At 62.3% G+C, this 12,547-nt stretch carries 12 protein-coding genes; 4 read left to right on the forward strand and 8 right to left on the reverse strand.

What is annotated here, in order from left to right; all coding sequences use genetic code 11:
• Positions 1 to 69 precede the first annotated feature (69 nt).
• The 5 genes from astE to ACK3CV_RS14895 are packed head-to-tail and all read right to left on the reverse strand — an operon-like array spanning position 70 to position 6,230.
• Entirely contained in the window at positions 70 to 1,053 is a 984-nt protein-coding gene (astE, locus tag ACK3CV_RS14875; protein WP_033654434.1) for a succinylglutamate desuccinylase, read from the reverse strand.
• Positions 1,054 to 1,063: 10 nt separating this feature from the next.
• Positions 1,064 to 2,404, reverse strand: coding sequence for an N-succinylarginine dihydrolase (astB, locus tag ACK3CV_RS14880; RefSeq protein ID WP_164104826.1), 1,341 nt, complete (start codon positions 2,402 to 2,404; stop codon positions 1,064 to 1,066).
• A gap of 52 nt (positions 2,405 to 2,456) precedes the next feature.
• Entirely contained in the window at positions 2,457 to 3,929 is a 1,473-nt protein-coding gene (astD, locus tag ACK3CV_RS14885; protein WP_103798923.1) for a succinylglutamate-semialdehyde dehydrogenase, read from the reverse strand.
• Positions 3,929 to 4,963, reverse strand: a complete 1,035-nt coding sequence (astA, locus tag ACK3CV_RS14890; RefSeq protein WP_033647701.1) for an arginine N-succinyltransferase — start codon at positions 4,961 to 4,963, stop codon at positions 3,929 to 3,931. The genes astD and astA overlap by 1 nt, the downstream gene beginning before the upstream one ends.
• 52 nt (positions 4,964 to 5,015) lie before the next feature.
• The gene (locus ACK3CV_RS14895) at positions 5,016 to 6,230 is read right to left on the reverse strand and encodes an aspartate aminotransferase family protein (RefSeq protein WP_033647702.1); all 1,215 of its coding nucleotides are present in this window, start codon (positions 6,228 to 6,230) and stop codon (positions 5,016 to 5,018) included.
• A gap of 655 nt (positions 6,231 to 6,885) precedes the next feature.
• Between ACK3CV_RS14895 and ACK3CV_RS14900 the strand changes: the two genes are divergently transcribed.
• Positions 6,886 to 7,860 (forward strand): alpha/beta hydrolase, encoded by a 975-nt coding sequence (locus ACK3CV_RS14900; protein ID WP_043147591.1) that lies wholly within the window; start codon positions 6,886 to 6,888, stop codon positions 7,858 to 7,860.
• A 15-nt stretch (positions 7,861 to 7,875) separates the two neighbouring features.
• On the opposite strand, the gene ACK3CV_RS14905 is transcribed toward ACK3CV_RS14900, so the two are convergent.
• A complete protein-coding gene (locus ACK3CV_RS14905) occupies positions 7,876 to 9,294 on the reverse strand; it encodes an aminotransferase-like domain-containing protein (protein ID WP_060423485.1) in 1,419 nt (472 codons plus the stop codon).
• 144 nt (positions 9,295 to 9,438) lie between these two features.
• Between ACK3CV_RS14905 and ACK3CV_RS14910 the strand changes: the two genes are divergently transcribed.
• The 3 genes from ACK3CV_RS14910 to ACK3CV_RS14920 are packed head-to-tail and all read left to right on the forward strand — an operon-like array spanning position 9,439 to position 12,016.
• Positions 9,439 to 10,839: a cytochrome ubiquinol oxidase subunit I gene (locus tag ACK3CV_RS14910; protein ID WP_033647706.1), complete on the forward strand. Its 1,401-nt coding sequence runs from the start codon at positions 9,439 to 9,441 to the stop codon at positions 10,837 to 10,839.
• Between the two features lie 2 nt (positions 10,840 to 10,841).
• The gene (gene cydB, locus ACK3CV_RS14915; RefSeq protein WP_033634913.1) at positions 10,842 to 11,849 is read left to right on the forward strand and encodes a cytochrome d ubiquinol oxidase subunit II; all 1,008 of its coding nucleotides are present in this window, start codon (positions 10,842 to 10,844) and stop codon (positions 11,847 to 11,849) included.
• A 14-nt stretch (positions 11,850 to 11,863) separates the two neighbouring features.
• On the forward strand, positions 11,864 to 12,016 hold the full coding sequence (locus tag ACK3CV_RS14920; protein ID WP_071605360.1) for a DUF2474 domain-containing protein: 153 nt from the start codon (positions 11,864 to 11,866) through the stop codon (positions 12,014 to 12,016).
• A 9-nt stretch (positions 12,017 to 12,025) separates the two neighbouring features.
• On the opposite strand, the gene ACK3CV_RS14925 is transcribed toward ACK3CV_RS14920, so the two are convergent.
• Positions 12,026 to 12,292 carry a hypothetical protein gene (locus ACK3CV_RS14925; RefSeq protein WP_033634914.1) on the reverse strand — a complete coding sequence of 89 codons (267 nt, stop codon included), beginning with the start codon at positions 12,290 to 12,292 and terminating at the stop codon, positions 12,026 to 12,028.
• A complete protein-coding gene (locus ACK3CV_RS14930; RefSeq protein WP_025303190.1) occupies positions 12,289 to 12,513 on the reverse strand; it encodes a hypothetical protein in 225 nt (74 codons plus the stop codon). The genes ACK3CV_RS14925 and ACK3CV_RS14930 overlap by 4 nt, the downstream gene beginning before the upstream one ends.
• Positions 12,514 to 12,547: the final 34 nt, after the last annotated feature.

The raw sequence follows: 12,547 nt of genomic DNA on the forward strand, positions 1-12,547 counted from the left end.
GCGGGAAATAGCAGACTAAAATAATGAAGGGAATAACGGCGGCGCGCTGAGGGCGCCGCCGTGGATAAATCAATACAGCGTAGAACGGGAAACTTCGCTCAACAACATACCGGCACGCAGGCCCAACGCCACACCGGGGTTAGGGAACAGTATCCACGCCCCCTCCTGGCCCACGCGATACTCCTCCTGCGGCTGCTCGCACAGCAACATCCCCGGTTTCAGCTCGGTGAAGTTGGCCGTGTCATCGTCCAGGTGCAGCTTGAAATCTTCGCTGTGCTTGATCAACGAGTGCATCACACGGAAAACCCGAATCTCGGCGCCCGCACGCACCGGCGGCGGCCCTTCGCTGACCGCCGCCCGCAGCGCGCGATCGATGGCGGCGAATTGCTGCAGATCGTTACTGCCGAACGGCCGCGCCTTGCCCAACTCGAGCGTACAGCTCGCCGCATTGAGATGTTCGCTGGAGTAGTGGCTAAAGGTACCGCCCGGCGCGCTGTGCACCACCAGCGCATCCAGATCGGCGGCATCCAGCAGCTGCAACATCGGCTCGCTGTACGGGCGTTTCTGGAAGGGCAGAATGCCGAAGCGCGGCAAACGCGATTCACGGATGGCGGTGTGCAAATCGTAGTGGAAACGCGCCGCCTGCTCGCCATCGAAAAAGGCGGCGAGCGCACGCTCCAACTGCTGCGCGCGCACGGTTTCGCCGCTGGCGGCGAAGTTGCGGTAGCGGCCGCCGAACATGCGGTTCATATCGCTGTGCAGATAACGCTTGCCGGCCCGCATCGCCGCCGGGTTACCCAGCACCACCAACAGCCGCACCTTCAGCGGCAACCGGCCGGCCAGCAGATCGCCGACCAGCTGATTGAGCAGTTCAATCGGCGCGGTTTCGTTGCCGTGCACGCCCGCCGACATCACCATCGCCTGGCGGTAAGGCTGCCGCGGCGTGAGCTCCAGCACCCCTTCCCCCTGCCAGCGCCAGCGCAGCTGTGGTGTTTCACCCTGCCATTCGACGGGTTCGTTCCCTTCCAGCGTCAGGGGCAGTAGATCGATCATGCCGCCTCCGTTAGCGTTGGAATGGATAGATGGAACCGAGGCCGAGGATCGACGTCAGCGCATCCAGCGCCTCGCGCCCTTCGCGCAGCAGCAGCGGATCGGCCAGGTCATCCTGCGTCAGGCGATCGCGGTAATGACGATCCACCCATTCGTTCAGCGTCGCAAACAGCCGCTCGTTCATCATCACGCGCGGATTGACCGCTCTCAACTCTTGTTCGTTGAGCGCCACCCGCAGCCGCAGGCAGGCCGGGCCGCCGCCGTTGCGCATGCTTTCGCGCAGGTCGAACACGCGGATTTCATCGATCGGGCCGCCGCTGCCGACCATGTCGTTCAGATAACGCCACACGCCGGCGTGCTGACGCGACTCTTCCGGCACCACGATCATCATCCTGCCGTTCGGTTTGGTAAGAATTTGGCTATTGAACAGGTAGGTCGCCACCGCGTCCGCCACCGAAACGCGCTCGGTCGGCACCTCGATCGCCACCAGCTCGCTGTCCAGCGACGCCATCTTGCGGCGCACTTCATCCAGCGCCTGCTGCTGGCGGTGAAACGCCTGCTGGTGGTGGAACAGTACATTTTGGTTGCTGACCGCAATCACGTCGTTATGGAACACGCCCTGATCGATCACCGCCGGGTTTTGCTGCACAAAGACCGTATGCTGCTCGTCCAACTGGTGCAGGCGAGCGATCGCCTCGCCGGCTTCGCGCGTCTGGCGCGCCGGATAACGCGCCGGCGCCGTTTCGCCGCCGAACTCCTGCCGACCGTAGACGAACACCTGCACGCTGCGCCTGGCGTAGTCGCCGCCCAAACGGTTGTGGTTGGCGGCCCCTTCGTCGCCGAACAACGCCACCTGCGGCAACGCCTCATGGTGGGCGAAATGCCGATCGTCGCTGAACATCGCCCGCAATACGGCGGTGGTGGTTTCCGCTTCGATGGCGCGGTGGAATTTGTTGTTCAGGTTGGCGGCGGTGAAATGCACCTTGCCGTCGGCGCTGTCCGCCGAAGGCGACACGGTGGCCGCATTGGCGGTCCACATGCAAGATGCCGAGCTGAGCGCCGACAGCAGGCGCGGCGACTGACGCATCGCCTGCGCCAGCACCGCCTCATCGCTGCCGCTGAAACCCAGGCGCCGCAGCATCGGCAAGTGCGGCCGCTCCTGCGGCGGCAATACCCCTTGCTGGAAACCGAGATCGGCCAGCGCCTTCATTTTCAGCAAACCTTGTTTCGCCGCCAGCTTCGGGTTCGATACGCTGTTTTGGTGCTGCGTCGAGGCCTCATTGCCGAACGACAGCCCGGCATAGTGGTGCGTCGGCCCCACCAAACCGTCGAAATTGACTTCATATCCTGACATGGCTATCCCCTGGGGATGGCCTGCGGCGGCGCCATCGCGCCGCCGCAGACGATTAACGGAACGACAAGCCCGGCGAGAGCGTCGCCGGCAGCGACAGGCTTTCGCTTTCCAGCGACGCCATCGGCCAGGCGCAATAGTCCGCCGCATAGAAGGCGCTTGGGCGATGGTTGCCGGAGGCCCCCACGCCACCGAACGGCGCCGCGCTGGACGCCCCGGTCAGCGGCTTGTTCCAGTTGACGATGCCGGCGCGCGCTTCCAGCAGCAGCCGCTCGAACAACTCGCGCTGCGGCGATACCAGCCCCACCGACAGGCCGTAGCGCGTCCGGTTGGCCAGCTGTAGCGCTTCGTCGAAATCGCGGTAACGCACGATGGTGGTCAAGGGGCCGAAATACTCTTCGTCCGGTACGCCGGCCACGCCGGTCAGATCGACGATGCCCGGGCTGAGCAGCGAACTGCCCGGTTCCAGCAGGCGCATGCTCAGCAGCGATTTGCCGCCCAGCGCCAGCAAGCGCTGCTGCGCGTTCAGCATGTTTTCCGCCGCGGCTGCCGACACCACCCCGCCCATGAACGGCTGCGGTTCGGCATCCCAGCGGCCGACGCGCAGTTCACCCGCCACCTGGACCAAACGTTCGATAAAGGCGTCTCCTTCCGCCCCCTGCTTCACCAGAATACGGCGTGAACAGGTGCAGCGTTGGCCGGCGGAGATAAACGCCGATTGGATAGCCAGGTTGACCGCCGCATCGCGATCGTCAAAACCGTCGACGATCAGCGCGTTGTTGCCGCCCATCTCCAACGCCAGGATCTTCTCCGGCTGCCCCGCCAATTGGCGATGCAGGTGATAGCCGGTGCCGGCGCTGCCGGTGAACAGCAGGCCGTCGATATCCGCACTGGACGCCAGCGCTTCGCCGGTCTCGCGGCCGCCTTGCACCAGGTTGATCACCCCGTTCGGCAGGCCGGCCTGCAGCCACAGCTTCAGGGTCTCCTCGGCGGTCAGCGGCGTCAGCTCGCTCGGTTTGAATACCACGCAGTTGCCGGCCAACAGCGCCGGCACGATATGGCCGTTCGGCAGATGGCCGGGGAAGTTGTAAGGCCCGAACACCGCCAGCACGCCGTGCGGACGATGGCGCAGCACCGAAGCGCCGTCGGCCATCGCCGTCTGGCTAAAGCCGGTGCGCGTCTGATAGGCCTGCAGCGAAATGCCCACCTTGCCGATCATCGCCTGAATTTCGGTCAGCGTTTCCCAGCGCGGTTTGCCGGTCTCGCGGCTGATGGTTTCCGCCAGCGACTGCTTGTGTTCTTCCAGCAAGGCGGCGAAGCGTCTTACCAGCTGTTCGCGCTGCTCGAACGGCGTACGCGCCCAGGCCGGGAACGCGGCGCGCGCGGCCTCGCAGGCGGCGGCGACGTCGTCGGTATCGGCGGCGTTGGCGCGCCACAGCGGCTGGTTGCCGACCGGATCGGCCTTGCCGAACTCGGCGCCGCGGCCCTGCCGCCAGACGCCGTTAATCAACAGTGCAGGATGAGACATCATGCTTTCTCCTGTGCAATAAGGGGGAGCACCCGCACCGGGCTGCCCTGTTCGACGCCCAGCGCCGCGGCGGTGGCGGCGTTGATATGCAGGCGGTCGTCATACAGATCGGCATTGACCAACAGTGCGCGGTAGTGCTGATAGTTGTCGTTGGCCACCAGATGCACCGGCGCATCGGCGCGCATCGGCGTGTCATCCAGCACCACTTTCACCAGGCGGCTCTGCTTCACCGCGCGGATGTGGTCGATCTCGGCTTCCAGCGTCGGGCCGCCGTCGAAGATATCGACGTAGCCCTGATAGCTCAGGCCTTCCGCCTCCAGCAACCGGCGCGCCGGCAGGGTTTGCGGATGCACTTCGCCGATCACTTTCTGCGCGTCTTCGGCCAGGAAATCGACATACAACGGGTGTTTCGGCATCAGTTCGGCGATAAACGCCTTTTGCCCGGTGCCGCTCAGGTAGTCCGCCTTGGCGAACTCGATGGAGAAGAAATGGCGCCCGACGCTCTCCCAGAACGGCGAACGGCCGTTTTCATCGGAGAAACCGCGCATCTCGGCGATCAGGCGCCGGGAGAAACGTTCGCGGAACGCGGCAATAAACAGGAAACGCACCTTCGACAGCAGCTTGCCGTTCTCGCCGTGACGATAATCCGGATCGAGGAACAGCGTGCACAGCTCCGAATGGCCGGTATGGTCGTTGCTGAGGAACAGCGTCGGCACCGATTTATAGACGTTCAGCTGTTTGGAAGCGTGCACCTGCGTGCCGACGCGGAAGCTGTACCAGGGTTCCGCCAGGCCGACGGCCACTTCGATCGCGCAGACCCCGACCACCTGACGGCGCTCGCTGTCTTCCAACACGAACAGATAACACTGGTCACTTTGCGGAAGTTCGCCTTGCCAGGTTTTTAACGCCCGCTCAATGCGTGCCGACAGGGTATCTTCATTTTGCGGCAGTGAAGTGAGACCGATGCCGGATTTACCGGCCAGCGTCAATAAATCCGCCAAATCGCGACGCTCTATAGGGCGAATAATCATCATAATGCGAACCTCTTCTGAATCAGGCTGCGCCGGTGAAGGCGCAGCCCGCTGATTAGCTGCAAATGCGCGCCACGGCGCGCGCGAATCGCGCCAGCCCCTCTTTCACATCCTGCTCAGGGATGATCAGCGACGGCGTGAAACGCACCACGTCCGGGCCGGCGATCAGCGCGATAACGCCTTCTTCGTTGGCCAGTTGGGTGATCTGCTTCGCTTTGCCGGCATAGTCTTTCGTCAATTGGCAGCCGATCAGCAAACCGCCGCCGCGAATGTCGGCGAAGATCGGGTACTGACGGTTGATGTCGTTCAACCCGTCGATAAACCACTGGTGACGCTGTTTGACGCCCTCCAGCACTTCCGGGGTGTTGATGATGGAGAACACCGTCCCCGCCACCGCCGTCGCCAGCGGGTTGCCGCCGTAGGTGGTGCCGTGGGTGCCGACGCCCAGCGTTTTCGCCAGCGCATCGGTGGTCAGCATGGCACCGATAGGGAAGCCGCCGCCCAGCGCTTTGGCGGTGGTCAGCACGTCCGGCACCACGCCGTACTGCATGTAGGCATACAGATGGCCGGTGCGGCCGACGCCGGTCTGCACTTCGTCGAAGATCAACAGCGCATTATGGCGATCGCACAGCTCACGCAGCCCCTGCAGGAAACTGGCTTCCGCCGGCAGCACGCCGCCCTCGCCCTGGATCGGCTCGACGATCACCGCGCAGGTGCGATCGTTGATAAGCTCGGCCGCCGCGGCCAGATCGTTGTACGGCGTATGGGTGATGCCGCCCGGCAGCGGCGCAAAGTCCTGCGAGTATTTTGGCTGGCCGCCGGCGGACACGGTAAACAGCGTGCGGCCGTGGAACGCGTTGTTGAACGCCACAATCTGATCTTTACCGGCGCCGTGCTGGTCGTGCGCATGCTTGCGCGCCAGTTTCAGCGCCGCTTCGTTGGCTTCAGCGCCCGAGTTGCAGAAGAACACCTTGTCGGCGAAGGTGGCGTCGATCAATTTTTTGGCCAGGCGCAGCACCGGTTCGTTGGTATAGCCATTGCCCAGATGCCACAGTTTGCCCGCCTGCTCCACCAGCGCCGCCTTGACCGCCGGGTGCGCATGCCCCAACGCGTTAACCGCGATGCCGCCGGCGAAGTCGATGTAAGACTTACCCTGCTGATCCCACACCTGCGAGCCTTCTCCCCGCACCAGAATAAAATCGGCAGGGGCATAAACCGGGACCATCCAGTCATCGAAAGACTGGCGGGTAACTGCGATTGGCTGTTCCATAGTGACCTCATAATCTCAGCAAAGGCTGAATTTTGACTGTAAGGGCCGCTCAGGCCCGGCTAGGCCGCCACATTGCAAAAAAACCGTTGTTCAAAACCGACTTTCACGGCGGAGAAAATGCTGCCCCTCACCGCTGATTTAGAAACAAATCTGTTACATAAAATCGGTTTTTCACTATTTATGGCGTATATCCGGTCCCTGAGCGGGGAGTAAATGTTAACGAGCAGTTAAAATACATGTCGTTTGATAAAGAGTGTAGAGCAGCTATCGTGCCAAAACGGGATTTTTACCGGATTTTGCTATTTCTGGCGTTAAAACAACGGCTTATATTGCATAGTTATTCATTTTCTATGCATTGGTAATGCATAAATTAAAAAATAAGGCCTAAAATCATCATTGCGCGCGAAATCCTATTCAATTGCGAAAAACTTCAGGATTTCTGATCGGGCTCGCAAAAATAATTTCGCCCGATTTGCTCGCTATCACACTTTTTGCCCCCAGCGGGTGCAGCGGTGCGCCAGAATGGTGCATCGCGGCAGCGACGCGAGACCCCACCGGCCAAAAGGGGCCACGCTGGCCGCGGCTCCTGCTTTGTGCGCCAGCGACTACACTGTGATCCTGACCGCCCCTTCTCTTTTGCGCACAAGGAGTCCCCATGCCCAAGAAAACCGTCGATCTCAGCCAGCCGCACGCCCAACACGACATCCGCGCGTTTCTCGACGCGCTGAATGCCGGCGGCGGTAAACCTATGGAACAGATGAAGCCCAAAGAGGCGCGCAGGGTGTTGGAGGACGCGCAACGCAGCGTCGAGGTGCCGCTGCGCGAGGTCGAGATCAGCGAGAAAACCATTCACGTAGAAGGTCAGGATATTCTGCTGCAGCTGGTGCGGCCGGCCAGGGTCAAAGAGGCGCTGCCGGTATTCATGTTCTTCCACGGCGGTGGCTGGGTGCTGGGCGATTTTCCCACCCATGAACGGTTGGTGCGCGATCTGGTGCACAGCTCAGGTGCGGCGGCGGTGTTCGTCAATTATCCCCGCTCACCGGAGGTGCGCTACCCTGAGGCGATCAACCTGGCTTACGCCGCCACCGAATGGGTGGCCGAGTACGGCGAGAAGATCAACGTCGACGGCTCGCGGCTGGCGGTGGTTGGCAACAGCGCTGGCGGCAATATGGCGGCGGTGGTCAGCCTGATGGCCAAACAGAAAGGCATACCGGCGCTGCGCTGCCAGATCCTGCTGTGGCCCGTCACCCGCGCCCAGTTTGATACCGATTCCTATCATCAGTTTGCCGAAGGCCATTTCCTGACCCGCAACATGATGAAGTGGTTTTGGGACAGTTACGCGCCCGATAAGGCGCAGCGCAAAGATATCTACGCCTCGCCGCTCAACGCCACGCCGGACCAGCTACGGGGGTTGCCGCCGGCGCTGGTGCAAACCGCCGAGCTGGACGTGCTGCGCGATGAGGGCGAAGCCTACGCGCGTCTGCTCGATGCCGCCGGCGTCGAGGTCACCTCCACCCGCTATAACGGGCTGATCCACGACTACGGTCTGTTGAATCCGCTCGCCCACGTCCCGGCGGTGCATTCGGCGATCCACCAGGCCGGGCGCGCGTTGAAGCACTATCTGTCCTGACGCCAGGTGTGCCGTTCAACCTGCCGCCGCCAGCCCCCGGATAAGCTTGGCTAAGGTTTTGATCGCCTCTTCAAAGCGGTCGTTCCATTCAAAAGAGGCGTTGAGACGGAAGCAGTGGTTGAAATGGTCGCCGGTGGTAAACATGCGCCCCGGCGCGATGCTGATGCCCCGGGAAAGCGCGCGCCGGTACAGTTCCATCGACGACAGCGCCGGATCCAGCTCCAGCCACAGGAAGTAGCCGCCGTCGGGCTGGCTGACCTTCACCGTCGGCGGGAAATGGTGGGCGATCGCCTGACGCATCGCGCTTTGCCGCTGGGCCAGCAGGCGCCGCAACCGCCGCAGATGGGTATCGTAGCCGCCGTGCAGCAGATAATCCGCCAGCGCCATCTGGGTCGGCACGCTGGTGGAAACGGTGCTCATCAGCTGCAAACGCTGGATCTGCTGCGCATAACGCCCCGCCGCCACCCAGCCGACGCGAAAGCCCGGCGCCAGGCATTTGGAAAACGACGAGCAGTGCAGGATCTGGCCGCCGCTGTCGAGCGCCTTGGCCGGCAGCGGCCGTTCCGCGCTGAAGTACAGTTCGCCGTAGACGTCGTCTTCAATCAGCGAGATCTGCCGTTCGCGCAGCAGCGTCACCAGACGCTGCTTGTTGGCCTCCGGCAGGGTGGCGCCCTGCGGGTTCTGGAAATGGGTCATCAACCAGCAGGCTTTGATCGGATACTGGTCCACCGCCTGCTGCAGCGCGTCCAGATCGATGCCGTCCTGCGGATGGGTGGCGATCGCCACCGCCTTTAACCGCAGCCGTTCCAGCGCCTGCAGCGCGCCGTAAAACGCCGGCGATTCGATCGCCACATAGTCGCCCGGCTGGGTCACCGCCTGCAGGCCGAGGCTGAGCGACTCCATCGCCCCGGCGGTGATGACGATTTCGTCCGGCGCGACCTGCATGCCGCTCAGCGCATAGCGTTGGGCGATGTGCCGCCGCAGCGCGTCGTTGCCCGGCGGCAGGTTGGCCAGCGAACTGTGCGGCGTGAACTTGCGCGCCACGCTGCTCAGCGCGCGCGCCAGCTTCGGCTGGGCGAACAGCGTGGCGTCGGGAAAGGCCGAACCGAAAGGCACGATATCCGGATCCTTGCAGGCCTGCAGCACGTCGAAAATAAAGGCGTTGATGTCCACCTGCTCGCTCAGCAACAGCTTCTCGCCGCGCGAAGGCTGGGGCAGCGGCTGCGGGCGCGCCGCCACGTAGTAGCCCGACTGCGGCCGGGCGACGATCCACCCCTGGCTCTCCAGCAGTTGGTAAGACTGCACTACCGTCATCAGGCTCAATCCGGCGCGTTTGCCGCTCTCGCGCAGCGAAGGCAGTTTGTCGCCCGCCCGCCACACCCGGTTCTGGATCTGTTCTCTAATCTGCTGCGCAAGCTGCTCGTATCGGGTCATAACCATTAACTGTTATATGAAAAAGTAAAATAACTGTCACTATTATAGTCACTGTACTCCGTGCTTAACTTAACGCCAAGTATTTCACATAAAAATGACAGCTATACTCAAGAGGTTAATTTATGTTCAACCCTAGGAGGCGCCATGCTGGGTCTTGATGCACTGGAACTCGCCAGAATACAGTTCGCCTTCACCGTGTCTTTCCATATCATCTTCCCCGCCATCACCATCGGTTTAGCCAGCTATCTGGCGGTGCTGGAAGGGTTATGGTTGAAAACGCACAATGAAGCCTACCGTGAGCTTTACCACTTCTGGTCAAAGATTTTCGCCGTCAACTTCGGCATGGGCGTGGTGTCCGGGCTGGTGATGGCCTATCAGTTCGGCACCAACTGGAGCTTCTTCTCCGAGTTCGCCGGCAGCATTACCGGGCCGCTGCTGACCTATGAAGTGCTGACCGCCTTCTTCCTCGAAGCCGGTTTCCTCGGCGTAATGCTGTTCGGCTGGAACCGCGTCGGCCCCGGCCTGCACTTCTTCGCCACCTGCATGGTGGCGCTCGGCACGCTGATCTCCACCTTCTGGATCCTGGCTTCCAACAGCTGGATGCAGACGCCACAGGGGCATGAAATCATCAACGGCCAGGTGGTACCGGTCGACTGGCTGAAGGTGATCTTCAACCCGTCCTTCCCGTACCGCCTGCTGCACATGTCCACCGCCGCCTTCCTCTCCTCGGCGTTCTTCGTCGGCGCCTCCGCCGCCTGGCACCTGCTGCGCGGCCGCGATACCCCGGCGATGCGCAAAATGCTGTCGATGGCGATGTGGATGGCGCTGATCGTCGCGCCGGTGCAGGCGCTGATCGGCGATGCGCATGGCCTGAATACGCTGAAACACCAGCCGGCGAAGATCGCCGCCATCGAAGGCCACTGGGAAAACCCGCCGGGCGAAGCCACGCCGCTGATCCTGGTCGGCTGGCCGGACATGGAGCGCGAAGAGACCCGCTTCAAGCTGGAAGTACCGTACCTCGGCAGCCTGATCCTGACCCACAGCCTGACCGAACAGGTACCGGCGCTCAAATCCTTCCCGCCGGAAGATCGCCCCAACTCCACCGTGGTGTTCTGGTCGTTCCGCATCATGGTCGGGCTGGGCATGCTGATGATCCTGGCCGGGGTGTGGAGCCTGTGGCTGCGCTGGCGCGGTGGGCTGTATCAGTCGCGCCCGTTCCTGTACTTCATCCTGTGGATGGGCCCTTCCGGGCTGCTGGCGCTGCTGGCGGGCTGGTTCACCACCGAGATCGGCCGCCAGCCGTGGGTGGTGTACGGCCTGCTGCGCACCAAGGACGCGGTCTCCGCGCACGGCGATCTGCACATGAGCATCAGCCTGCTGGCGTTCATCATCGTCTACTGCTCGGTGTTCGGCGTGGGCTATTCCTACATGATGCGCCTGATCCGCAAAGGGCCGCAGCCGCATGAACACCAAGAAGACAATACCGAGGGCCGGCCGGCGCGTCCGCTGTCCGCGGTCAACGACACTCTGGACGACAGGAGCTGAACATGGGCATCGATCTTCCGCTGATTTGGTTTGTGATCATCGTGTTCAGCACCATGATGTACGTGGTGATGGACGGTTTCGACTTGGGCATCGGCATCCTGTTTCCGTGGGTGAAAGAGAGCGGCGACCGCGATCTGATGATGAACACCGTCGCCCCAGTGTGGGACGGCAATGAGACCTGGCTGGTGCTGGGCGGCGCCGCGCTGTTCGGCGCCTTCCCGCTGGCCTACTCGGTGATCCTCGACGCGCTGGCGATCCCGCTGACGCTGATGCTGATCGGGCTGATTTTCCGCGGCGTGGCCTTCGAGTTTCGCTTCAAGGCGACGCCGGAGAAACGCCATATCTGGGACAAGGCATTCATCTGGGGCTCAATCTTCGCCACCTTCAGCCAGGGTGTGGTGGTGGGCGCCGTGATCAACGGCTTCCCGGTCGAAGGCCGCACCTACGCCGGCGGCGCACTGGACTGGCTGACGCCGTTCGCGTTGTTCTGCGGGCTGGGGCTGGTGGTGACCTACGCCCTGCTAGGCTGCACCTGGCTGGTGATGAAAACCGCCGGTGATCTGCAGGCGCGCATGTATCATCTGGCGACGCCGCTGCTGGCGATCCTGTTGCTGGTGCTGGCCGCGGTCAGTATCTGGACGCCGATCGCGCATCCTGAAATCGCCGCCCGCTGGTTTACGCTGCCGAATCTGTTCTGGCTGCTGCCGGTGCCGGTGCTGGTGCTGCTCAGTGCCTGGGGAATTCAGCGCGGGGTGAAACGCGGCGCGCACTACTCGCCGTTCATGCTGACGCTGCTGCTGGTGTTCCTCGGCCTGAGCGGGCTTGGCATCAGCATCTGGCCGCACCTGATCCCACCGGCCATCAGCCTTTGGGACGCCGCCGCCCCGCCGCAGAGCCTCGGCTTTATGCTGGTGGGCGCGCTGTTCATCATCCCGATCATTCTGGTCTACACCTTCTGGAGCTACTACGTGTTCCGCGGCAAGATCAGCCATGAACACGGCTATCACTGAGAAGGGAGGACGCTATGCAAGATAAAACGGCAACCGCCGCGCCGGCGCCCTGGTGGAAACGCATCGGTTGGCTGGTGATCATCTGGAGCGCCAGCGTGCTGGGGCTGTTCGTGGTCGCCTCGCTGTTCCGCCTGCTGATGACCGCGGCGGGCATGAAGTCGCATTGACGCGGCGCCTTATCTGGCCGCGCTGGTGGGAAAGTAGAAGGAAACCACCAGCGTGACCAGCGGCAAGGCGCCGATCTTCACCAGTTCGAACGTTTGTCCGAGCGCTTCATTTTTGTCCCAATACGCGTGGGCGGCGAATACGCCCACGCTGACCGCGAATATCCCGCACAATACCTGGCGCGCCAAGCGCAGACGCTCCATTTCGTCGAAGACCAACACCTGCTCCAGATAAACCTGGCTGGCCTCATCGCGCAGATTACGGCTTTCGATGTTCATGGGAAGATCTCCACGACCCGCCCCACCGCTTCAAGCTGTTCACCCTTCTCCCGTACAATGCCAAGAGAAGTACCATCCTGTTTCATCCAGTACTTATCGGCAAGGGTAATCAGTGCAAACGCCATTTTGATTACCTCGGTTTTTTCCATCCCATGACGCCGGGCAATATCGTTCAGATCATCATCAATTTTGTTCGATAACCGAATCGGCAAGCTGCGCATAGTCCACCTCCTGTGGCCGTTGATTCACAGGAGG

It is taken from the genome of Serratia sp. TSO36, assembly GCF_057808395.1.

Coding starts and splice junctions, on each gene's coding strand:
- astE (WP_033654434.1), bottom strand. CDS start 1,053: ATGATCGATCTACTGCCCCTGACGCTGGAAGGGAACGAACCCGTCGAA.
- astB (WP_164104826.1), bottom strand. CDS start 2,404: ATGTCAGGATATGAAGTCAATTTCGACGGTTTGGTGGGGCCGACGCAC.
- astD (WP_103798923.1), bottom strand. CDS start 3,929: ATGTCTCATCCTGCACTGTTGATTAACGGCGTCTGGCGGCAGGGCCGC.
- astA (WP_033647701.1), bottom strand. CDS start 4,963: ATGATGATTATTCGCCCTATAGAGCGTCGCGATTTGGCGGATTTATTG.
- ACK3CV_RS14895 (WP_033647702.1), bottom strand. CDS start 6,230: ATGGAACAGCCAATCGCAGTTACCCGCCAGTCTTTCGATGACTGGATG.
- ACK3CV_RS14900 (WP_043147591.1), top strand. CDS start 6,886: ATGCCCAAGAAAACCGTCGATCTCAGCCAGCCGCACGCCCAACACGAC.
- ACK3CV_RS14905 (WP_060423485.1), bottom strand. CDS start 9,294: ATGACCCGATACGAGCAGCTTGCGCAGCAGATTAGAGAACAGATCCAG.
- ACK3CV_RS14910 (WP_033647706.1), top strand. CDS start 9,439: ATGCTGGGTCTTGATGCACTGGAACTCGCCAGAATACAGTTCGCCTTC.
- cydB (WP_033634913.1), top strand. CDS start 10,842: ATGGGCATCGATCTTCCGCTGATTTGGTTTGTGATCATCGTGTTCAGC.
- ACK3CV_RS14920 (WP_071605360.1), top strand. CDS start 11,864: ATGCAAGATAAAACGGCAACCGCCGCGCCGGCGCCCTGGTGGAAACGC.
- ACK3CV_RS14925 (WP_033634914.1), bottom strand. CDS start 12,292: ATGAACATCGAAAGCCGTAATCTGCGCGATGAGGCCAGCCAGGTTTAT.
- ACK3CV_RS14930 (WP_025303190.1), bottom strand. CDS start 12,513: ATGCGCAGCTTGCCGATTCGGTTATCGAACAAAATTGATGATGATCTG.